Origin of the sequence: Acinetobacter bereziniae (genome assembly GCF_016576965.1) — a bacterium.
Taxonomy (GTDB): domain Bacteria; phylum Pseudomonadota; class Gammaproteobacteria; order Pseudomonadales; family Moraxellaceae; genus Acinetobacter; species Acinetobacter bereziniae.
The window spans coordinates 1,412,317-1,433,857 of record NZ_CP066119.1 but is presented as its reverse complement, the minus strand read 5'-3'; the positions used below and the strand labels follow the sequence as shown (position 1 = coordinate 1,433,857).

The 21,541-nt window shown below is 39.1% G+C and carries 30 protein-coding genes and 1 tRNA gene; 25 read left to right on the top strand and 6 right to left on the bottom strand.

The window, feature by feature from the left end:
* Positions 1–50: 50 nt before the first annotated feature.
* Positions 51–407 carry a hypothetical protein gene (locus I9192_RS06565; RefSeq protein WP_180644782.1) on the bottom strand — a complete coding sequence of 119 codons (357 nt, stop codon included), beginning with the start codon at positions 405–407 and terminating at the stop codon, positions 51–53.
* 9 nt (positions 408–416) lie between these two features.
* A complete protein-coding gene (locus tag I9192_RS06560) occupies positions 417–632 on the bottom strand; it encodes a hypothetical protein (RefSeq protein ID WP_200150231.1) in 216 nt (71 codons plus the stop codon).
* Between the two features lie 99 nt (positions 633–731).
* On the opposite strand from I9192_RS06560, the gene I9192_RS06555 reads away from it, so the two are divergent.
* From I9192_RS06555 to I9192_RS06490, 14 genes are all read left to right on the top strand, one after another.
* Positions 732–1,415, top strand: coding sequence for a LexA family protein (locus tag I9192_RS06555; protein WP_200150230.1), 684 nt, complete (start codon positions 732–734; stop codon positions 1,413–1,415).
* 162 nt (positions 1,416–1,577) lie between these two features.
* A complete protein-coding gene (locus tag I9192_RS06550) occupies positions 1,578–1,790 on the top strand; it encodes a hypothetical protein (RefSeq protein ID WP_200150229.1) in 213 nt (70 codons plus the stop codon).
* Between the two features lie 63 nt (positions 1,791–1,853).
* Positions 1,854–2,114 carry a hypothetical protein gene (locus tag I9192_RS06545; RefSeq protein ID WP_180645090.1) on the top strand — a complete coding sequence of 87 codons (261 nt, stop codon included), beginning with the start codon at positions 1,854–1,856 and terminating at the stop codon, positions 2,112–2,114.
* Positions 2,115–2,116: 2 nt separating this feature from the next.
* A complete protein-coding gene (locus I9192_RS06540; RefSeq protein ID WP_200150228.1) occupies positions 2,117–3,136 on the top strand; it encodes a DUF7666 domain-containing protein in 1,020 nt (339 codons plus the stop codon).
* Entirely contained in the window at positions 3,133–3,528 is a 396-nt protein-coding gene (locus I9192_RS06535) for a hypothetical protein (protein ID WP_200150227.1), read from the top strand. The genes I9192_RS06540 and I9192_RS06535 overlap by 4 nt, the downstream gene beginning before the upstream one ends.
* Positions 3,528–4,586, top strand: coding sequence for a coiled-coil domain-containing protein (locus I9192_RS06530; protein WP_200150226.1), 1,059 nt, complete (start codon positions 3,528–3,530; stop codon positions 4,584–4,586). Before I9192_RS06535 ends, I9192_RS06530 begins: the two co-directional genes overlap by 1 nt.
* An 11-nt stretch (positions 4,587–4,597) precedes the next feature.
* Positions 4,598–5,389, top strand: a complete 792-nt coding sequence (gene bet / locus I9192_RS06525) for a phage recombination protein Bet (RefSeq protein WP_200150225.1) — start codon at positions 4,598–4,600, stop codon at positions 5,387–5,389.
* A complete protein-coding gene (locus I9192_RS06520) occupies positions 5,370–5,987 on the top strand; it encodes a lambda exonuclease family protein (RefSeq protein ID WP_200150224.1) in 618 nt (205 codons plus the stop codon). The genes bet and I9192_RS06520 overlap by 20 nt, the downstream gene beginning before the upstream one ends.
* Before the next feature lie 49 nt (positions 5,988–6,036).
* On the top strand, positions 6,037–6,225 hold the full coding sequence (locus tag I9192_RS06515) for a hypothetical protein (protein ID WP_180644977.1): 189 nt from the start codon (positions 6,037–6,039) through the stop codon (positions 6,223–6,225).
* Positions 6,225–6,578 (top strand): hypothetical protein, encoded by a 354-nt coding sequence (locus I9192_RS06510; protein WP_200150223.1) that lies wholly within the window; start codon positions 6,225–6,227, stop codon positions 6,576–6,578. Before I9192_RS06515 ends, I9192_RS06510 begins: the two co-directional genes overlap by 1 nt.
* Positions 6,571–6,807, top strand: a complete 237-nt coding sequence (locus I9192_RS06505; protein WP_200150222.1) for a hypothetical protein — start codon at positions 6,571–6,573, stop codon at positions 6,805–6,807. The genes I9192_RS06510 and I9192_RS06505 overlap by 8 nt, the downstream gene beginning before the upstream one ends.
* On the top strand, positions 6,791–7,000 hold the full coding sequence (locus I9192_RS06500; protein WP_199953702.1) for a hypothetical protein: 210 nt from the start codon (positions 6,791–6,793) through the stop codon (positions 6,998–7,000). The genes I9192_RS06505 and I9192_RS06500 overlap by 17 nt, the downstream gene beginning before the upstream one ends.
* Positions 6,997–7,239: a DUF551 domain-containing protein gene (locus I9192_RS06495; RefSeq protein WP_200150221.1), complete on the top strand. Its 243-nt coding sequence runs from the start codon at positions 6,997–6,999 to the stop codon at positions 7,237–7,239. The genes I9192_RS06500 and I9192_RS06495 overlap by 4 nt, the downstream gene beginning before the upstream one ends.
* Positions 7,239–7,415 (top strand): helix-turn-helix domain-containing protein, encoded by a 177-nt coding sequence (locus I9192_RS06490; protein WP_151960885.1) that lies wholly within the window; start codon positions 7,239–7,241, stop codon positions 7,413–7,415. Before I9192_RS06495 ends, I9192_RS06490 begins: the two co-directional genes overlap by 1 nt.
* On the opposite strand, the gene I9192_RS06485 is transcribed toward I9192_RS06490, so the two are convergent.
* Together I9192_RS06485 and I9192_RS06480 are read right to left on the bottom strand one after the other, a co-directional pair.
* Positions 7,405–8,643, bottom strand: a complete 1,239-nt coding sequence (locus I9192_RS06485; protein ID WP_200150220.1) for a tyrosine-type recombinase/integrase — start codon at positions 8,641–8,643, stop codon at positions 7,405–7,407. The two genes, I9192_RS06490 and I9192_RS06485, sit on opposite strands and share 11 nt — an antisense overlap.
* A gap of 164 nt (positions 8,644–8,807) precedes the next feature.
* Positions 8,808–8,883 (bottom strand) — tRNA-Arg (locus I9192_RS06480).
* A gap of 187 nt (positions 8,884–9,070) precedes the next feature.
* On the opposite strand from I9192_RS06480, the gene I9192_RS06475 reads away from it, so the two are divergent.
* The 11 genes from I9192_RS06475 to I9192_RS06425 all read left to right on the top strand — a co-directional run bounded on the left by I9192_RS06475 (position 9,071) and on the right by I9192_RS06425 (position 20,418).
* Positions 9,071–10,006, top strand: coding sequence for an ABC transporter ATP-binding protein (locus I9192_RS06475; RefSeq protein WP_005030406.1), 936 nt, complete (start codon positions 9,071–9,073; stop codon positions 10,004–10,006).
* Entirely contained in the window at positions 10,003–10,776 is a 774-nt protein-coding gene (locus I9192_RS06470) for an ABC transporter permease (protein ID WP_004831680.1), read from the top strand. The genes I9192_RS06475 and I9192_RS06470 overlap by 4 nt, the downstream gene beginning before the upstream one ends.
* Entirely contained in the window at positions 10,776–11,600 is an 825-nt protein-coding gene (queF, locus tag I9192_RS06465; RefSeq protein WP_005030409.1) for an NADPH-dependent 7-cyano-7-deazaguanine reductase QueF, read from the top strand. The genes I9192_RS06470 and queF overlap by 1 nt, the downstream gene beginning before the upstream one ends.
* Before the next feature lie 17 nt (positions 11,601–11,617).
* On the top strand, positions 11,618–12,268 hold the full coding sequence (locus I9192_RS06460; RefSeq protein WP_005030410.1) for a hypothetical protein: 651 nt from the start codon (positions 11,618–11,620) through the stop codon (positions 12,266–12,268).
* A 345-nt stretch (positions 12,269–12,613) separates the two neighbouring features.
* Positions 12,614–13,756 carry a rod shape-determining protein RodA gene (gene rodA, locus I9192_RS06455; protein WP_010590864.1) on the top strand — a complete coding sequence of 381 codons (1,143 nt, stop codon included), beginning with the start codon at positions 12,614–12,616 and terminating at the stop codon, positions 13,754–13,756.
* Positions 13,757–13,789: 33 nt separating this feature from the next.
* Complete coding sequence (gene mltB, locus I9192_RS06450; protein ID WP_004831688.1) at positions 13,790–14,791, top strand: lytic murein transglycosylase B; 1,002 nt, start codon at positions 13,790–13,792, stop codon at positions 14,789–14,791.
* Between the two features lie 285 nt (positions 14,792–15,076).
* Positions 15,077–15,688 (top strand): septal ring lytic transglycosylase RlpA family protein, encoded by a 612-nt coding sequence (locus tag I9192_RS06445; protein ID WP_005030413.1) that lies wholly within the window; start codon positions 15,077–15,079, stop codon positions 15,686–15,688.
* A gap of 212 nt (positions 15,689–15,900) precedes the next feature.
* Entirely contained in the window at positions 15,901–17,064 is a 1,164-nt protein-coding gene (locus I9192_RS06440; RefSeq protein WP_005030414.1) for an MFS transporter, read from the top strand.
* A gap of 192 nt (positions 17,065–17,256) precedes the next feature.
* The gene (locus I9192_RS06435; RefSeq protein WP_005030415.1) at positions 17,257–19,044 is read left to right on the top strand and encodes an amidohydrolase; all 1,788 of its coding nucleotides are present in this window, start codon (positions 17,257–17,259) and stop codon (positions 19,042–19,044) included.
* A gap of 19 nt (positions 19,045–19,063) precedes the next feature.
* Positions 19,064–19,837, top strand: a complete 774-nt coding sequence (locus tag I9192_RS06430) for a DUF4850 domain-containing protein (RefSeq protein WP_005030416.1) — start codon at positions 19,064–19,066, stop codon at positions 19,835–19,837.
* A 134-nt stretch (positions 19,838–19,971) separates the two neighbouring features.
* Entirely contained in the window at positions 19,972–20,418 is a 447-nt protein-coding gene (locus I9192_RS06425; protein ID WP_005030417.1) for an Mpo1 family 2-hydroxy fatty acid dioxygenase, read from the top strand.
* 51 nt (positions 20,419–20,469) lie between these two features.
* Here the strand turns inward: I9192_RS06425 and I9192_RS06420 are convergent, their stop codons facing one another.
* Both I9192_RS06420 and I9192_RS06415 read right to left on the bottom strand, forming a co-directional pair.
* Positions 20,470–20,784: an AzlD domain-containing protein gene (locus I9192_RS06420; RefSeq protein ID WP_005030418.1), complete on the bottom strand. Its 315-nt coding sequence runs from the start codon at positions 20,782–20,784 to the stop codon at positions 20,470–20,472.
* Positions 20,781–21,527: an AzlC family ABC transporter permease gene (locus I9192_RS06415; RefSeq protein WP_005030419.1), complete on the bottom strand. Its 747-nt coding sequence runs from the start codon at positions 21,525–21,527 to the stop codon at positions 20,781–20,783. The genes I9192_RS06420 and I9192_RS06415 overlap by 4 nt, the downstream gene beginning before the upstream one ends.
* Between the last annotated feature and the right edge of the window lie 14 nt (positions 21,528–21,541).

Genomic DNA, 21,541 nt, shown 5'->3' with positions numbered 1-21,541 from the left:
TACCTCGATATGAATCACTAACCACTCCAGTTCGCGCTGGCAGTGGTTTTTTAATACCCAAATTCTTCTAAACGCGGTGCAATTGCCGTGTGTTGAAAATCATTAATTTCAGACGCTCTATTCATTGAGAGGCGTGCTAAAAAGAAAATTGAATCAATCAATTGCTTGTCATAGCACTGATATTGTTCAGGAATAATCTTTAACCCGAGCTTGTCCAACAAAAGGCAAATTGTTTCAAGATCAGTCAAGCCATTGTTTTTCTTGTCGTTTTTAAACTTTGAAATCCAAGGACCATCAAATCCAATTTCCTCTCCAAGCGTCGAATTAACAACAACTCCAAGCGAGTGCAAAATGAGCGAGTGTGTATTTCTAGCTCTTGCGCTTAATTCAATTGATACTTTGCTCATGGTGGTTCCTTACTTGGGTTTACCAGCACTTAAAAGCATTGACTTGGTTACTTTGCCTTTAGTGTTGATCTCAATAATTTCTGAATATTTTGTTTTTCCAGAAAACTCAGAATCTGGTAATGCATCTTTATAAATCCATCTGTAGATGGCTCTAGGTGTTAGGTTCACCCAAGATGCAACTGTGTAAGCGCCACCTGCATCATCTATATATGACTTTAGGTTCATCAATAAACCCTCTTATGAACTTTAAGTACATATTAAACAGAACTGATATTTCTTGCAAGAACTTTTAATATGAACATGTAGTTCATAGGACTTTTAATAATGGCAGACCACAAAGAGTTATTTTCTGAAAGACTTAATAAAGTAATGGAGGAGAAAGGATACCCAGTCCGCGGGAGAGCTGTAGAGCTGGCCAAAATTTTTCAAGTTACCCCAAAAGCTGCAGGTAAGTGGCTTAACGCAGAATCTTTCCCAGAAACTCAGAAAATTATTGAAATTTCTGAGTATTTTAATATATCTGTTAGCTGGCTTCTAACTGGAAAGTCGGACGACATAGTTTGGCGTGAATCTGTCAATGTTGGTGAATCCAGTCTAGCAAGCCCTGGTTATGCACCTGTACTATCTTGGGTACAGGCTGGGGTATGGACAGGTATGGATGATGTAGTGCTGACAGGTGAAGAAGAGAAATTCCCATTGCTTCCTAATGCAAGTAAAAAGAGCTTCTATTTGCAAGTCAAAGGAGAGAGTAATGCGCCTGATTTTGAAGACGGTGAATGGATCTGCATTGATCCTTGTTTTTGCATAGAAGATATTCAAAATGGTGAAATGATTGTTGTTCGATGGAATGACATGGCAACTTTTAAGTCTTTAATTGTTGAGCCAAATGGCTATTATTTAAAACCCTTAAACCCAGACTGGTCTCCACAAATAATTCCGCTTCCAGAGGATGCTGTGTTTGTTGGAAAATACGCGGGTTCTTATAAGCCACCAAAAAGATACACATAATTCAAGAAAACATAATCCGCTTAAAGCGGATTTTTTTTATACTTAAAATTCAATAACTAATAAAAAAGTGAACAAAAAGTTCACATTAATGTACTTTTGGTACTTTACTAATATGAACTTTGAGTACATAATTATCTCACACCCACTCACCAGAGATAAAAAATGGATATTCAAAATTTACGCTTACAACTCCTTCAACTTTCAGGCGGTCAAGTTGACCAAGCTCAAGCAATGGAAAAATACGTTTTGGAAGGCACTGGATTAAATCAGCAGATGGGCGAAGCAGTAAAAACTGCGGATGTTGGTGAAGATCCAGTGGATGAAAAGTGCGGATGCTTGATCTGCTTAATCAAAGAATTTCAAAAACCTTTTTAATTTTAAATAAAAAAAGCGCACTGACCTCGAACCCAATGCGCTTTTCCAAACAACAGGTGAATTATGAAACAAACCGCATCCCATAGTCAAACACCGCAGTTCGGTGTGAACAAAAGTGCTACATCTGCACGACTGTACCAACACCCAACCTTAGAAGAACAACGTCCTAAAGGTTGGAAAAATATCGTTAGCAACATTTCAATGATCACCGTTTTAGCTTTCTGCTTTGGTGGTTCTACATTTCTTTTGCTTAAAGGCTGTGCTGACGAACAAGACCGTCAAACCGCTGTCATTCAAGCTCAAATTGTCAAGGGTGGGAAATAATCATGGCTGATAAAAATCAAACAATTACTAGCTTCAAAGGTTTTGATAAAAATCTTCAATGCCGTGGCTTCCAATATGAAATTGGTAAAACTTACCACCATGAGGGTGAGGTAAAAGCTTGTGGTTCAGGTTTTCATGCTTGTGAATACCCTCTTGATGTTTTTGGTTATTACGCACCAGGTGAAAGCCGATTTGCAACTGTTGAGCAATCTGGTGATTTAAGTCGTGAAGATGATGGTGACAGTAAAGTTTCAAGCCGATCTATCACAGTGAAAGCTGAAATTGATATTCCATTCTTAGTCAAAGCTTCTATTGAATATACAACAAGCAAATGCAAACCAGTGGATAAGAAATCCCCTGCTTTTAGTGATAAAGATCGTGGGCAAGCTGTTGCAACGGGCAACAAGTCAGCAAGTTCTGCAACGGGCGACCAGTCAGCAAGTTCTGCAACGGGCGACCAGTCAGCAAGTTCTGCAACGGGCGACCAGTCAGCAAGTTCTGCAACGGGCTACAAGTCAGCAAGTTCTGCAACGGGCTACAAGTCAGCAAGTTCTGCAACGGGCGACCAGTCAGCAAGTTCTGCAACGGGCTACAAGTCAGCAAGTTCTGCAACGGGCGACCAGTCAGCAAGTTCTGCAACGGGCTACAAGTCAGCAAGTTCTGCAACGGGCAACTGGTCAGCAAGTTCTGCAACGGGCTACAAGTCAGCAAGTTCTGCAACGGGCTACAAGTCAGCAAGTTCTGCAACGGGCAACTGGTCAGCAAGTACAACCACTGGTCATTACTCTGAAAGCCAAATCATTGAAAAAGAAGATTGCTTTGGTGTGGCAGTTGGTGTGGGTTATCAAAACAAAGCGCGTGCACCAGAAGGCAGTGCAATTGTTTTAGCTTTCCGTGGTGATGAAGGTGAGATTATTCACATCCGCGCTTCAAAGGTCGGTGATAACGGTGTTAAGGCAAACACTTGGTACCAGTTGAGTGAAGATGGTGAGTTTATTGAAGTCAAGGAGCCACAACAATGAATATGCTTTCTAATTACGCTCCTGAAGCGCCTACATTCCAAAATCTTGTAGTTGCTGATGAGTTTGTTATCCAAGACTCAAAAGTCTATTTCTCACTGATTGTGCCGAACTACAGCGCTTGCTATGTGTCTGCTGTTGTTGAAGCAAATCATACAACAAGTTCTCTTGCTTGGAACAATACAGGCGATCCGCAAAATGATGTTGATGTTGATTATGACTTGCTTGAAGTAGCAACTTGGCACCGCCCTATTGTTGAAGATTATGACGATATTTTTGCAGCTCAAGGACTTCAATTTGCACTGACAAATAGTCAAGTTTACACACTTAATGAAATGCTTAAGGCGCATTTTGAAGAAGAAAAAGTTAATGAATTGAAAGGGGCTGCAGCATAATGGAATTACAAGTATTAGAACAAAATGCGATTGTAGCTGCATTCAACAATACGAATGGCATTCAAGCAATCGTTGATCAAATTAAAGCTCAAGTGAGCAGTATCGTTCCTGATGTGACAACCGTAAAAGGTCGTAAGGAAATTGCTTCACTGGCTTACAAGGTAGCTCAATCAAAATCTGCAATAGATGCTGAGGGTAAAAAGTTAAAGGAACAATACACGGTTGTTACCAACAAAATTGATGCAGATCGAAAATTTGCTCGCGATGAATTGGATGCTGAGCGTGACCGCATTCGTCAACCTTTAACAGATTGGGAAAATGCGGAAAAAGATCGTGTGGCGAAGCATGAGAATGCAATTGAGGCAATTAAGAATTTTGCAAATAACAATTTCTTAATCACGGCAAACTCTTCAATGATTGAGGGCGCTATTGCAACACTTAATGATCAAGTAATTGATTCATCATTCGAAGAGTATGAAGATCAAGCGAAGTTAGCAAAGCTCGAAACATTAGAAACTTTGCGAAATGCCCTATCTGAAACCCAATCACTTGAGGCTAAACGTGCTGAATTAGAGCGCCTGCGTCAAGCTGAAATCGAGCGCCAACAGAAAGAACGTGACGAAAAAATTGCACGCGAAGCAGCAGACAAGGCGCGTGTTGAAGCTGAAGCAAAGGCACTTGCAGATCGCAAAAGAGCTGAGCAAGAAAAGCTTGAGGCAGAACAACGCGAAGCTCGTTTAAAGCTTGAAAAAGAACAGGCTGAATTACGTGAACAGCAATTAAAGCAACAAGCCATTGAGCGTGAAAAGCAAGCTGAAATTGATCGTCAAAAAGCTGTTGAAGCTGAGCGTTTACGCATCGAGCAGGAAGCTCAAGCCAGAGCGGATGCCGAACTTAAAGAACAGCAAGCACGAGAAGCCAACAAAGCGCACAAAAAGAAAATCTGCAATGAAGCACTTCAAGGTCTTATGAATCTTGGTGTTTCAGAAGAATTGGGTAAACAAATTTTACAGGCGATTCACAAAGGTGAAGTGCCACACGTATCAATCAAGTTTTAAGGAAAAAGAAGATGAATGCACCAGTAAAACAAAACAATATCGTTCAAGCTCAAATGCATAAAGTTGCTTTGGCATTTGATATGGCTGATGTAGATCCAGAGCAATTGAAACAAACTCTGATTGATACAGTTTTTAAAGGCGCGAATGATGTTCAGCTTGTGAGCCTTTTGATTGTTGCTAATCAATACAAGCTAAATCCATTTACTAAAGAAATTTACGCATTCCCTGCCAAAGGTGGAGGTATCACCCCTGTTGTAGGTATTGATGGATGGGCGCGAATTATTAATGACAACCCTCTTTGTAATGGCATTCAGTTTGAACAAGATGACCAATCTTGCACTTGTAAAATCTATCGCAAAGATCGTGAGCACCCGACTGTAGTTACAGAATATTTAAGTGAATGCCAAGGAACATCCGAGCCTTGGAAGAAATATCCTAAGCGCATGTTACGCCATAAAGCTTTAATCCAGTGTGCACGTGTTGCCTTTGGCTTTTCGGGTATTTATGACGAAGATGAAGCAAAACGTATTGATGATTGCCAGGTTAAAACCGTCAGTGGTTTTGGTGAAAATAGTATCCCTGCTGGATATCCAGAATTTGAAGCGCAGCATCTCCAATATTTACGCACTGAGGCAGGATATGGAACTGATCGCCTGCAAAATGCATATGTGAATTTACCTAAGGGTGAATGCAAGAATCACTTCTGGTCTACTCATTCTGCTGATCTAAAGGAAATGGCTCAATTTGCTGATCAAGCTATAGAAAAACAACAAGGAGAGACCTATGAACATTCTCCAACGTAGTGATGATTGGCACGCAGATCGGTGCGGAAAAGTAACAGCAAGCCGTGTGAAAGATATCGATGCAAAGCCTAAAACTGGCAAAGCATTAAATGCATTAGGTTTAACCATTCTGACTGAGCGCCTTACTGGCGTTCAGGAGGAAACACCGACCACTAAGGCTATGCAGTGGGGAATTGATCAAGAGCCATATGCTGTTGCAGCTTATGAAAATGAAACAGGTAATTTTGTAATAAGCACGGGTTTGGTTGATCACCCAAGTATTAAGAATTGTGGGGCTTCTCCTGATGGTTTGGTGGGTAAGGATGGTCAGATTGAAGTTAAATGCCCTACTTCATCTGTTCATTTAAACACGCTTTTATTGCAGGAAGTGCCTAGTGAATACATTCCTCAAATCACGTTGCAATTGGCTTGTACTCGTCGTGAATGGTGTGACTTTGTGAGCTATTGCCCCTTGCTTCCTGAGCATCTACAGATTGTTGTAATCCGTGTTTTTGCAAAAGATTTGGACATTTCAGGTATTGAAATGGCGGTTATTAAATTTAATCAAACCATCTTCAAAGCATTGCAACAACTGGAATTAAGGGAGTTCGCAGCATGACCCTCCTAAAACTTTACTTTCAATTGATAAAAATGGCGTGGTGGTTGTGATGGAAAGGAAACCCTATTTGGTTGGTTTAAAAAATGGTCGCATAACACACTTATCAATCGACACTTCAAATAAAGAGCGCTTGTCATTTATTGAAGATGGTTGTGATTCGGTGGTATTGATGCCTGAAAATTCTGATGTACCAGATTTCAGATCTGTATATGAAATTAAATTTGTAGAGGTGGCGTGATGAATATTAATAAAGAAGAACTTGTAAATAGTGCAGATACTGAGCTTTTAGATAGCCAAATTGATCAAATCACTAATTCATTTATTGAAGAACACTTCTTAGATAATGATGAGGCTGAACAACTGGAAATGCTTGTTGCTAAGTCAATGAAGCTAGGTGAATTGTATGAGCGTAAGAAGTGGCAAGAGAAAGCCACCCCTGAAGGGTCTGTTTTGATGCCAATTAAACCAACTGAAACGATGGTTCTGGCTGTTGCTAAAGAACATGAAGGTGATGCTTTTTTACCATATAGCCTTTACAACGCTTTTGTTAAGCAAGCAATGATTGAAGCACAGGAGCAAAGTCATGACTAGAACTGCAAAACAAATTGTTGATCAAACACATGAACTTGCTGAAGCGTTTTATCTGCATCTTGGGTACAAACATGTTAGAGAACTTCATGGAAACTTGTATGAATCAACCCACCCAACCGAGCAAAGTATGTGGCATTTAGCTTGTTTGGCTCAAATCGAATTAACAGCAACCGACCCAAATGATGCTTTAAGTGAATTGGAGGAAGATGAGTATGACAATTCAAACTGAAGAAATCCTTGAAACGGCTCATGAAATCACTGATCAGTTAGCTCCCTTTGTGATAAGTGGTGATGAAACAACTTTGAAGTTAAGCAAAAAGCAAGTTGATGATTTATACCACATTGCTATGAATTTCATCGTGATCAATGAGGCGAATGATTTGCCGAGTGAAATTGAAAAGAGTTTGGGAGAAGTGGCGTGAATTGGATTAGTGTTAAAGATAAATTACCACCGTGTAATTATGAGATTGAAGATGGATATGTATCGCAGTCTGTTATTGTCACTGATTCAGGATATCACCCTTCGATTGGATTTGGTCATTTACATGAGAATGGAAAGTGGCAGATTTATAAGGGAGAGGTTGATTTTATGAATCCTGAAGAAATTACACACTGGATGCCACTGCCAAAACCACCGAAAGAAGAAAAGGAGGAAGGTTGATGGTTATAACAGTACCTCAAGCGATTAAACTTCTTGGGGTTCACCGTTCAACTATATATAGAATGTTTGAAACTGGTGAGCTTAATAAAGTTAAGCTTGCTAGATCAACTAGAGTTGAACTTCCTGAACACTTAGAAAAAGCATATGAGAAACAAATTAAAGCCCTTAACTTTTAAGGGCTTTTTCTTTTAATGAGTCAAGATAATCAGACCAAGCTTGCATCATGATTGTTCTTTCATCTAAGTATTTGGTCCTGTTGTATGCTCTGCCGTGCATATCTCGAACCTGATGCCCCATCTGCTGCTCAATTCGCTCGATCGGAAACTTTAATACTTCATCTAACAATGTGCGAGCGGTTGCACGGAACCCATGACCTGTAGTTTCACCATTTTTGAAGCCAAGGTTCTTAAGGGCTTTATTGATTGAACTGTCACTTAGAATTCTGGTTTTGCCCCAATGATTAGCAAAGCAGTATTCACTGTGTCCAGTAATTACTTTCAACTCTTTAAATAGTGCCAAGACTTGTTTAGATAAAGGCACGATTAATTGAGTGCCTAAAGTGTTTTCTGTTTTAGAAGGTGTGTAGGACCATGTGGCATTTTCAAGATCCACATCTTCCCATTTCGCCATTCTTAATTCACCAGGTCGAACAAAAACTTGAGGCAAGATTTTTAAAATATAACAGGTGATGATTGATCCACGTTTGTCATACCCATCTATATTTAATAGAAGTTGCCCTAAAGCTTCAGGATCCGTTACAGCTGAATGATGCTTAACCTTTCCTGTCTTTAATACACCTTGAATATCCATTGCGACATTACGATCACAAAAACCAAGCACAATTGCATATTTAAAGACTTGGCTTGCTTTGGAGCGCATCCGTCTTGCTGCTTCATACTTGCCCTGCTTTTCATATACTTGGCAAACAGATAAAAGTTCACGTGCTGTAATTTCGTGAATCGGACGCTTCCCAATGGCATCAAATAAATGTTGATATGAAAATGCATTGCGTGAGGCAGTTGAAGGCATCACGCTTTCAGTCTTCATGAATTCACGAGCTACTTGTTCAAACGTATTTGCCAGTGCATTTTTCGCTTGATCTTCTTCAAGCTTCTTTTCAACAGATGGATCTATGTTTTGGGCTAATAACTCTCGATATTCATCACGCATTTTACGCGCCATCGCAAGTGTGACAGTTGGATAAACACCAAGGCTCATTGTTGCGTATTTTTTAGAAACTGGTCGCCTGTAGTTAAAGCGCCAATAGGTTCTACTTGCACTATCTATATAAAGGTATAAACCGCCACCATCAAAAACCTTTTTGGCTTTATCTGGATTTTTCTTATGAGCTGAAATTTCTGCCCTAAGCTTTGTATCTGTCAGATTTACTATTAATTTTGCCATTTTGAGGGTACATTTTTATTAGGTTTTACAGCATACCCCCAAATGTACCCTTATTATGAGGGTATACAGAGGAACAAACTGCGACAAACTGCGACAATGAATTCTATGAATGCTTTTAATATAAAGGGTTTTGAGACAAATTGGAACAAGGAGGAACAGCAAGATGGTACGCCCAGCGGGACTCGAACCCACTCCACAGGCTTCGGAAACCTGTACTCTATCCAGTTAAGCTATGGGCGCTTAAATTGAGATGGCACATCATAACAAAAAAAACCGTGAGGTAAAGCATTTATAAAACAACTCTTTTCATTGATGATCATGCTTTAAACAATGTTCTATATTTGCAATGTAGAATTCCGTCTAACTTACTTGGTTTATTCAAAAAGATCGCTCACAATACACACTCCTGAAACCATGTGAGAATTTCATGACTGATGCCTTGACGTTAAGAGATTTATCGAAAACCTATAGAAATGGATTCCAAGCACTCAAAGGAATCAATCTAACTGTTCCAGAAGGAGAGTTTTACGCACTTTTAGGACCGAATGGTGCAGGTAAATCTACAACAATCGGTATTATCAGTTCCTTGACACGTAAAACTTCAGGAACCGTGGAAATTTTTGGACACAACCTAGATACCCATCCATCAAATGCCAAACAATGTTTAGGTGTCGTCCCTCAAGAGTTTAACTTTGGTCAATTTGAAAAGATCTTTGACATCTTAGTGACCCAAGCAGGTTATTACGGTATTCCTCCAAAAATTGCACAAAAACGTGCAGAAGAATACTTAGAAAAACTTGGATTATGGGAAAAACGTAATACTCAAGGTCGGATGTTATCTGGTGGGATGAAACGCCGCTTAATGATTGCCCGTGCCATGATGCATGAACCGAAACTTTTAATTTTAGATGAGCCAACTGCTGGGGTAGACATTGAGCTGCGTCGTTCAATGTGGGACTTTCTCACTGAAATGAATGAAAAAGGCACCTCAATTATTTTAACCACACATTATTTGGAAGAAGCTGAAATGCTTTGTCGCCAAATCGCGATTATTGACCGTGGTGTGATTAAAGAGGACACCTCAATGAAAGCCTTTTTAAATCAACTCAGTGAAGAATCATTTATTTTTGATTTGGAGTATCCAATCGAGCCCATCACTGTTGACATCATCGGGGTTAAATTTAATTTAATTGATCCAATGACACTAGAAGTCACGATGGACAAAGCACACGCTTTAAATGATTTATTCCAACTTTTAGAAGCTCAAGGTATTCGTGTACGCAGTATGCGTAATAAATCGAATCGTCTAGAAGAACTCTTTGTTAAAATAGTGGAGAAAAACCTGCAAGGAGCAGCACAATGAATTTTAATCAACTGCAAATTGCACTTTACACACTGGTCTTAAAAGAAATTCGCCGCTTTATGCGAATCTGGCCACAGACACTATTACCACCCGCCATTACCATGAGTTTGTACTTTGTAATCTTTGGTAATTTGGTTGGTTCTCGGATTGGTCAAATGGGTGGATTTAGCTACATGCAATTCATCGTACCCGGTCTGATTATGATGGCTGTAATTACCAACAGTTATGCCAACGTCTCTTCAAGTTTTTTTAGTGCCAAATTTCAAAAAAGTATTGAAGAGCTTATCATGAGCCCAGTTCCATTACACATGGTTTTATGTGGTTACGTGATTGGCGGGGTGTGTCGTGGTGTGCTTGTCGGTGCGATTGTCACTGCCATGAGTATGTTTTTCACTGACCTTTATATACATAATATTTTCGTGACCATATATACGGTGATTGTGACCTCACTATTGTTCTCTTTGGGTGGTTTTATCAATGCTGTATATGCAAAATCTTTCGATGATATTTCAATTATTCCAACCTTTGTATTAACACCACTGACTTATCTTGGTGGGGTATTTTACTCGATCAGTGCTTTAAGCCCATTTTGGCAAAATCTCTCTTTAGTTAACCCGATCGTATATATGGTTAATGCTTTCCGTTTTGGAATTTTAGGTCATAGTGATGTCAATGTTACTTTGTCTTTAATCATAGTGACACTTTGCTGTGGCTTACTTTATGGTGTTGCTTACTATTTACTTTCTCGTGGTTCAGGAATGCGTGAATAATGTCTGTTGAACAATCTTTATTGGGTAAAGAAACCAATTACCCGACCACCTATCAGCCTGAAATTCTTTTCCCAATATCACGTGCACAAGCACGTGAACAATATGCTGAAGTTGAAGGCATATATCAAGGTCAAGATTGGTGGCATGTTTTCGAAATTTCTTGGCTAAATGCTAAGGGAATTCCTCAAGTTGCGATTGGGCGTATTGCACTCCCAGCAACATCACCGAATTTGATCGAATCTAAATCACTCAAGCTGTATTTTAATAGCATGAACTTTACTCAGTTTGATTCCCGTCAAGCTTTTATCGATACTGTTGAAAAAGATTTGTCTCAAGCAGCGCAAGCACCTGTCACTTTAACGTTGTTTCAAGTGGATGATTTAGACATTACCAAACCGACAGGTATTTGTATTGATGATCAAGAACCTGACTGTCTGGTCAATCATCCAGATGCTAGCCTTTTGGAATTCGATCAAAACACTTCAAATACAGATAAAAATGTTGAAATTCAACTATTTTCACACTTATTAAGAAGTAACTGCCCTGTGACAGGTCAACCCGATTGGGGGACTGTTTTTATCCGTTATCAAGGTAAAAAACCTTGTTATCGTAGTATTTTAGCTTATATTATCTCCTATCGTCAGCATAACGGTTTTCACGAACAATGCGTGGAACAAATTTTTGCCGATATTTGGCAAAATTTAAAACCAGAAAAGCTGATGGTTTATGCAACTTATACACGCCGTGGCGGTTTAGATATTAATCCGTGTCGTGTATCTGATGAATCATGGATGCCAAGCCCAATTCGATTGGCGCGACAATAAACATTGAGGTTGAACACATGCCTTTTTTTGGTTTTGTACCTTCTGAAGAACTACTCAAGAATATTCAGACAGGTATCGAGAAAAAAAACTCTAACGAACCACTCTATCCTTTACGTGATCAAACAGCCTTACTTATCAATGAAGAAATTATTGATACGCTTTTGATTGAACTTGTTCGTCGTTTCCCTGCAAGCGACAAACGAGACACTGCGGAAAAACTCGCGGGTTATGTCAAATCAACCGTTGCTGTATTACTTAAACAGTTATTAAGTAAAGCAGACAATGATGTGGTTCGCCAGTCTGTAGATTTTTCAGAACGTAGTCTATTTAAAGATCCGCAAGGTCAATATCGAGTTGGGGTTAACTTAGATCCTAATTTGGTTATTAACCTAAAAAATAGCTTTGCTGAAGTTCAAGCCAATGGCGATGTCAATCGTGCCATTTTAGCAGAGCAATTTAAACAGTTTGCTGATGCAACTACCAACCACTTTATGCGCGACTTTAATAAAACCCTTGATTTAGGGATGATTAAACGTAAAGCAGCAGATATTGGTGCAGCGGCTGTAGGTAAAGCTGTACATATCGCAATTGATAAATTGATTCCTAATTTAAATAAGGATGAAATTGCAGCAGTTGCAGAATATTACGACACTTTATTTTTTAATTGATCGATAAATTTTAATTGATTTTTTAAATATAAAAATGCCCTTTTGATTCAGGGCATTTTTTTATGCTCTCAATCTGTCAGTTTTAAAATATATAATTTCTTTTTAAATTCAAACAACTAATCACAACTATAATTATATACTATTGGAGCGTGTAGAAAATTTTAGAATTAATCTCAACATATCAGCGTAAATTGGCGATTCAGCTTTAGCTTTAACATCTTTCATCTATAAAACCCCCCCCTCTAAATATTCAAACATAATTTTGTTGCGAAGTATTGATATTCATTGCCTTCGGAGGGGATTGTGATAGCATGCGCAAAACATATTTTTGTACAAAATAGACCAATGGCACCAAGCGCTCAATATAAATTTTTACGGCATTCTCCTCGTGATGGTTTAAGCACCGCCACGCTCCCTTCTCGTTGGCAAAGACTACATATTGACCCTTGGTTGAGTTTATTTCTCATTTTAAATGCATTACTGGGCTTAACCGTGCTTTATAGCGCATCGGCACAGGATATGGGGTTGGTTTCCAAACAAGCAATGAGTTTTGGGATCGGTTTCTTAGTGATGTGCAGTTTAGCCCAAGTCCCACCCAAAGTTTATCAAGCGTTCGCACCATATTTTTATCTTTTTGGTTTGGTCTGTCTGGTTGCAGTTAAGCTATTTGGTGAAGTGCGAATGGGCGCACAGCGTTGGATTGGTATCCCAGGCTTCGGTAGTGTACAACCCAGTGAGTTCTTAAAAATTGGTATGCCCTTAATGATTGCTTGGTTTTTATCACGTAATCCACTTCCACCAAGCTTTAAGAATGTCGTTTTGTCATTATTGATGATCGGTATACCTTTTATCCTAATCGCTGAACAGCCTGATCTAGGGACATCACTGTTGATCTTAGCCAGTGGGATTTTTGTGCTCTTTCTCAGTGGGCTTTCATGGAAAATGATTTTAGGAGCGGTTAGCGCAGCTGCTGTGGTTATTCCAGTGGCTTGGGAGTTTTTACTGCATGATTACCAACGACAGCGTGTTCTCACCTTATTTAATCCTGAAGCTGACGCCTTAGGCACAGGCTGGAACATCATTCAATCTAAAACGGCGATTGGCTCAGGCGGATTTATGGGCAAAGGCTACTTAGAAGGGACTCAATCACATTTACACTTTTTACCAGAAGGTCACACTGACTTTATTATTGCTGCATTTTCGGAAGAATTTGGTTTGATTGGTATCCTACTTTTGATCACCATTTACTTTTGTATTATTTTTAGAACTTTTCAAATGAGTTTACAGTGCTTCCATAATTTTGGTCGTTTGGTTGCAGGTACATTTGCTTTGTCATTTTTTGTTTATGTATTTGTAAATGCAGGCATGGTCAGTGGTATTTTACCTGTAGTCGGTGTACCACTACCCTTTATGAGTTATGGTGGCACAGCAATTATTACTTTAATGGCCACTTTTGGCATTGTGATGTCGATCCATACGCATCGTTAATTTTTTATCATAAATAATTAGGAAATATAACCTATGCTTACTTTTGGGCTTTTACAGAAGGTTAAAAATATCACTTTCTGTGCGGCAGCATTTTCACTGACCAGTTTTTGTCAAGCCAATGATTTTGCCAGCAACCCTGAATACAATAATTTTAAAGCCAGAACTATGCAAACATACGGCTTAAGTGCAGAACAGATTGATTGGGCAATGAATGGTTCACGCAATTTACCGAATATCATCAATATCATGGAACGCCCAGGTGAAAGCAAGCCTTGGTATCAGTATAAGACTAACTTTTTAGCCGAAGGCACTATTCAGCGTGGCGTGCGTTTCAAACAACAATATGCAGATACCCTAAATCGCGCAGAACAGCAGTTTGGTGTGCCTCAATCGATCATTTTGGGCATTCTAGGGGTTGAAACAGGTTATGGCTCGAATAAGGGCTCATTTATCACTCGTGATGCACTTGCTACACTGGGTTTTGGTTATCCTCGCCGTGCTCAATATTTTCAGGATGAATTAGGTGCCCTTATTGCATGGTCATATAAAGATGGTGTTCCAACCAACTCGATTGTTGGTTCCTATGCAGGTGCTGTAGGCTATCCGCAATTTATGCCAAGTAATGTGTCTAAGTTTGGTGTGGATTATGATGGCAATGGTCATGTCGACTTGCGAAACTCTGCTGTAGATGCAATTGGTTCTATTGCGAACTATCTTGCTCAGCATGGTTGGCAACGCGATCAACCGATTGCATTTTTAGCGCGATATACAGGAAACAATCCTGATGCAATCATTGCCAAAGATTTAACCCAACCTGTTCCTTATGGTTCACTGAAAAATTTAGGAATTTCTCCATTAAACCCAATTGTTAAAATTGATGATTTAGACTTGGTCAATATTATTCAGTTACAAGACACAAATGGTCCTATTTATTATATTACTTATCCTAATTTTCAAGTGATTACCACATATAATAGAAGCCGCATGTATGCCACCGCTTTATGGCTTTTAGGCACTGAAATTGTAAGTCGATAAGACTTACAATTTCCTTTAGATAGAATAAGTCAAGAAATATTTTTGTTAATTTGATCACATTATATACTTTTTAAATAAATTGTTACAATATTGGTTATTTTTTAATCAAAACCTGTAAGAATTTGTCCTTTTTGTAACGGTTTCTTAAATAATGCTAGACACCTTTAATGCAGCTTGAATATTATCCTTTCCGTTAAATGCAGTTGCAAAAGTGAATTTACAGACCTCTATGGTTAATTTTCAGCGACTTAGAAAGTTAAAATTGAGGTTCCAAGGAGTTAAACGATGCATGCTTCACTCAAATGTGTGATAGCCCTGACCATGGGTCTGAGTATGACGCAAGTCAACTCAGAAATGGTTCAGTCATCATATTTAAATAATGATTCGGATAGTTCGAGTCTAGCTTCTCGTGTGATTAGCAAAGATTCAACAAATTTCAATTCTCATTTTTCAAACCTAAACAGTTTGTCAATTACTGAACGTTCTGGCGACCAAGTACGTCGTCAAACTATTGCAGCAAAGATTCAAGTTCCTGAAGATGAGCCTTCAGTAATTGATAAACTTAATGAAGTTGCTTCTAATACAGTTCGCAAATTTAGCCAAACTGGTGTTGCATCTTGGTACGGTCGTCAGTTCCACGGTCGTAAAACTGCAAGTGGTGATACATTCGATATGAATGATCTCACAGCAGCTCATCGTAGCCTGCCATTAAACTGCTTTATTCGTGTAACCAATAAAGACAATGGTAAGAGTGTTGTGGTTAAAGTTAACGATCGTGGTCCATTCCATGGTAATCGTGTACTCGATCTCTCTTATGGCGCTGCGAAGCGTTTAGGTATTACAAATTCAGGAACGGCACGCGTTAATATTGAACGCGTAGACGGTCCAAACTCGTAAATCACTGCATGCATTTAACAAAAGCCACTTTCCAGTGGCTTTTTTATTATCACTTAAAAATACTCATGTCCGAATTGCCCCCTTATTTTTTTAATTATTCCCCTTTTCTTTAAAATTATTTCCAATCAAAATTAAAATTCAATGAGCACAGGAAGTGTTCGAGAACATATCCAAAAAAAGCAAAAATCTAAAATTAGGCAAGTGAGTCCAGCATGGAAGCAAACCATAAGATCCACCGTGTAGATCATCGAATACTCAGCAGAACACACAAAGTGATTGCGCTCGGGTTTGCGACACAAGGACTTGGTTACGCCACAGTCATGACTGCTCTCCCCACAATAAAAGACCGATTTAAGTTAACTGAAGACCAGTTAGCAATGATCATTCTAGGAGTCTGTATTGCTGCAGCACTCGGTTCAATTTTAGCCGATCGTATAGCGGTTAAACTTGGGTCACGACTTGCCATTGTGACTGGTTTTATTTTTGAAGCCATTGGAATAGCAATTGCTGCATTTAGCCCAAATGTGATGCTGATGATTGCGAGCTTCTTAGTGTATGGGCTTGGACTAGGCTGCTTAGATGCAGCACTTAATATGCAAGCCGTCATGATGGAACAACGACTTGGGAAAAGTGTTTTTGGCGGTTTCTTTGCTTGCTATACAGCGGCTGCTTTTCTAGGCGCATTGATGATGTCAGCCACTGTTTCAACCCCACTTGGCGCAACGACAGCATTATGCATCGCTGTGGTGATTGCGTGCATCACCTCGCATTTGTCTAGAAACTGGTTATTTCAGCAAAAACAGTGTGCAGAATTAAATCCACAGCAGAAGCCAGCCATCCCATATCAACAACTACTTATTTTTGGGCTAATTATCCTAATTGTATTTACTGTCGACTCCGCAATCAGTACTTGGAGCTCCATTTATCTCAAAGATGTTTTAGCAAGTTCAGCAACGATTGCTCCTTTAGGTTATGCAGCTTATCAAATTGGAATTTTACTGACGCGATTAAGTCTTGATTATTTGCTGCGATTTAAAACAGCCACATGGGTTGCATTAGTCACAATCCTGATCGGAGCATTTGGATGTGTATTATCAGGAATAAGTCATTCACTCGTTACCGTAATCATTGGTTTTGCGCTGGCTGGTGTCGCCGTAGGTGCATTGGTCCCACTGACCTTTTCCGCCGCAGGTCGTTTAGATGAAAATCGACGAGATGAAATTATTGCTCGAGTTAATATTTTTAATTATGGCGGTGCTGTTGCAGGTGCAGTTATTGTTGGCTTACTTGCAACGCCTTTTGGTTATGCCCCATCGTTTATTGGCTTGGCATTTGCTTTGCTGGGCATCCTTTATTTTAGAAAAAGACTGGTTTAATCTGTATCAATTCTAATCTTACATTCATAAAAGTGACTAAATAGCCCAGTTTAAATATGTGAAAAGTAAACATCATTTCTATACTTAGCATGAAATCTTTGTTAATTTAATTCTTATTCTATACGCTATTTTGAATTCAATTGTAGCGACGTATATTCAATTCTAACAATACAAAAACTAGGGTGATTCACTATGTTGCAACTTAACCCATCCCAGCTTGTTCGATTTATTGCTCCTATCATCTGCATCAGTAGTTTTGGATTGCTCAGTGCTTGTACCAACATCGCTCAATCAGATCCCACAAAATCTCAAACTGTCACAACTTCCCTTCCACAAGCCAGTACACTTTTTTATGGTGGCTCGATTTTGACCATGCAAGGGATGTCACCACATTATGTAGAAGCATTGTTTGTCAAAGATGGAAAAATTGTCTTTGCAGGTGATTTAAACCAAGCACAGAAACTCAAACAAAAGAATACTCAAGTAATTAACTTAAAACGTCATACTCTACTCCCCGGGTTTATCGATGCACATAGCCATTTAAACAGTGTGGGTTTACAGCAAACTGTTGCCAACCTCTATCCAACACCAGATGGCAATGTATCCGATATCCCCTCTCTGATTCATGAACTTTCCTTGTGGCAACAAAAAAATCCTGATTTTATTAAGGCAACCTCAGGATGGATTATTGGCAATGGTTATGATGATGCGCAACTGAATGAAAAACGCCACCCAACTGCTGATGATTTAGACTTGGTTTCGACCAACCATCCTATTATTGTCTTACACCAATCAGGTCATTTAGCCTCAGTCAATCATAAAGCGCTTGAGGTTTTAAACATCAATCAGAATACACCTAATCCAACTGGAGGGATTATTCGCCGTAAAGCAAATTCTCAAGAACCCAATGGCGTACTTGAAGAAGCTGCCGTTTTCTCAGCAATGGCAACTGCTTTTAGTCAAGTGCCACCTGAGATCATGCAAAATATGGCAAAAACAGCGCTCAATACCTACATCAAAAATGGCTATACCACCGTACAAGAAGGTCGTGCTGATCACGGCACAGCTGAATTGTGGCGAAGTTTTGCCGCTATCAACCAATTAAATATTGATGTTGTAGTTTATCCCGACATCATGAATGAAAAAAACTACATGCTTAAAAATGGCAGCAGTCTAAATTACCAAAACCATTTTAGAATTGGCGGGGTAAAAATCAGCCTAGATGGTTCTCCTCAAGGCAAAACTGCATGGCTCACTCAGCCTTATCTTGTTCCACCAGAAGGCAAAAGCAAAGATTATCGAGGTTATCCTGCTTATCCTGATATCAAACAAGTTCAAGATGCAATTAATCTTGCTTATCAGAATCACTGGCAAATTCTTGCACATGCCAATGGAGATGCTGCAATTGATCAATATTTAACAACCATTGAAAAAGCAAATACTCAATATGGATATGCAGACCGCCGTAATGTCATTATTCATGCCCAAACCATGCGTGAAGATCAATTAGATCAAGCCAAAAAACTTGGACTGATTCCATCATTCTTTTCATTACACACCTACTATTGGGGTGATTGGCACAAACATGAAACGCTTGGCGCAGAACGCGCTAACCGAATCTCCCCAACTGGATCTGCTTTACGCAAGAATATGATTTTTACTGAACATCATGATGCGCCTGTTATTCCACCCAAGAATATGATGGTGATTGATGCCACTGTGAATCGAACGACCCGTTCTGGAGATGTTTTAGGTGAAGATCAAAAAGTCAGTCCCTATATTGCTTTAAAATCAGTGACTGATTGGGCTGCATATCAGTACTTTGAAGAAAAAAATAAAGGTACTTTAGAGCAAGGAAAATTGGCGGACCTTGTACTTTTAGATCAAGACCCTTTAAAAGTCCCTTCTCAAAAGATCAAAGACATTAAAATATTAGCGACCTATAAAGAAGGTCGATTGATTTATCAACGCCCTCAATAAAGATCAAAAAGGATAAGTCATGCTCAAGCAAAAAATTTTAATCATGATTTTATTCCTGCTCAGTGGTTTTGCTTATGGCGATATTTCCATATTCAAAGCCACTTTTCCAGCGTTGAAAAATAACAAAGCGCCACATCAACAACACCACATCGAAAAGCTGCCAGCGACCAGACTTAATCATGATGTTTTTGTCGACACGTATATTGCTGCCATTCCCAATCCATTTAACGATACTGGCTTTTATAAAGACGATTCCGTATGTAACAACAACAAAACCCAAGCTGTGAAGTGTCAATTTAATTATCAATTGTCCACAACACAGGCTAAAAATTTCAAAATTATCTTGTTACCTGGTATTGGTCCCGTACTCATCCCTAAAACATGGCAGGTCATCAGTACAGATTTAGGACCTTCTGGTGTCGCTTATGCTGTACTCGCAAGTTCTCAAAAAGATGAAGCGATCACAATTTACAATTCATCTGCTTGTGTTGGCTGTGCCATGCACAGTGCCAGTTTATATTTTCCAAATGTTCGAAAACTCAGTCTAGCCAATGAGTTTGGTGCTATTGAGGACAAAAATCATCTATTAAAGATCGTCAGAGTGAACAAAAACAAAGTTTATTTTAGTTATCAGATTCCCAACCACAACGCACATACACATGGTATCGCCTACTATAGCGATGAAAGTGACGGTAATGACATCACCAACTTTCAAGAAATCAAAGTCACGCTCAAACCGCAACACCAAACTTGGGCACGTGATATCTTAAATTTTTATCAAAGCACGCATTAAAATAGGTCGACTAAAACAATCGGAATTGATTTGGTCAGTCGGATTTTGACCTCAAGCCAATTCTGAATTATATTATTTTCAGGAAAATTAAAGCTAGATGAACAATAAAGCCAACCATCTGCATGGAGCGCCAAATGAAAAACATTACTGAATGGTTTGATGAATATAGTGAAAGTCATCAAAACAAAACCAATAAAGCCATCCATTGGGTCTGTGTTCCTGCGATTTTATTTGCCATCATTGGAATCCTTGCACATTTTAGTGCCTTGCTTACAGCCCTTCTTTTAGTGCTTACACTGGTTTTCTACACCCGCTTAGATATTGTGCTTGCTGTCGCCATGACCGCATTGATTGCCGTCATGGCATGGGTGATCTACCTGCTTCCTGTTGGCGTTGGTTTTTATATTGGCGTGTTTGTTTTGGCATGGATTGGACAGTTTTATGGGCATAAAATTGAGGGTAAAAAACCTTCATTTTTTAAAGATCTTCAATTTCTCTTGATTGGTCCTGTATGGTGCATGGATGCATATCTAAGTAAAGTACTGCCAAAATGGAAAACACGCCAAAAACTGGCTTTTTAAGGTAAATACATTGAGGGGAAATTCCGCACTGAGGTTCCCCTCCATTTCCTGTCAATTGAATAAATAAAACAAACCATAGAAACACAGTAGACTTAGACCAAGATTGACTAAGATTTTTTTAGAAATCAGCGCTAAAACAATACATACGATCGCTGTTAAAAAATAAGCATCCAAAGGTAAAGCTCGCAATTGCTGATCATTGAAGAACACAATCGGTGCACAAATGGCGGTGAGTAAACAAGGTGCAGAATACTGCAACATATTTTCAATCCAATGCGGTAACTTAAATGCAACTTTGGGTTCGAGAAAGAAATATCGATTTAGAAATACAATAAATGCCAAGCTTAGTAGCAATAACCATGTCATTGTTGAACTCCTAAGCTTCTAAGTCTTATCAACTTTGCTGCACACATCGCACTCAACATGCCAAAAATTCCTGATAATACAATGCTGCCTTCGAATTGAAGATATTTAAAGATACAGGCAAAAATTAAGGTAAAGATCACCCCAATCAAGGTCGCTTTGTTTTTAATCATTGGTACAATGATGAGAATAAATACCGCAACAATCGAAAAATCGAGGTGTAAACTTTCTAAATTAGGTATCGACTGTGCCAGCAAGATGCCAAATAAGCTAAATAAACACCATGCTAAATAAAAACATAAGCCAGCGCCAAATAGATAAGCGAAGGTTCGTTGCTTATTTTCCCCTATTCCCACTGCAAATAATTCATCGGTTAACAGAAAGCCAATCACCAATCTCTGTCTAAAAGAAAATTGAGTAACATCCTTACGGAAGTTCAAGGCATAAATCAAATGTTGACTGGTTAAGAAAAACACCGTAATAAAAATGGTCCAAACCGAAGCCCCCGCCATAACCAAACCCAAACTCACCAGTTGAGCAGCACCTGCAAATACAACAGCCGACATCGAAAAAGCCTGAGCAAAGGTCAATCCTGCGTTGATGGCCATCGAACCTGCCAGAATCCCCCAAGGCAATACAGCGATTGATAAAGGTAAAATATCAACAACACCTCGTAAAAATGCTTTTTTATTCAAGTCGGATTGCGATTGAATGTCAGCAGAACAAGGTTCAAATTGATGACTCATTAATTAAATCCAAA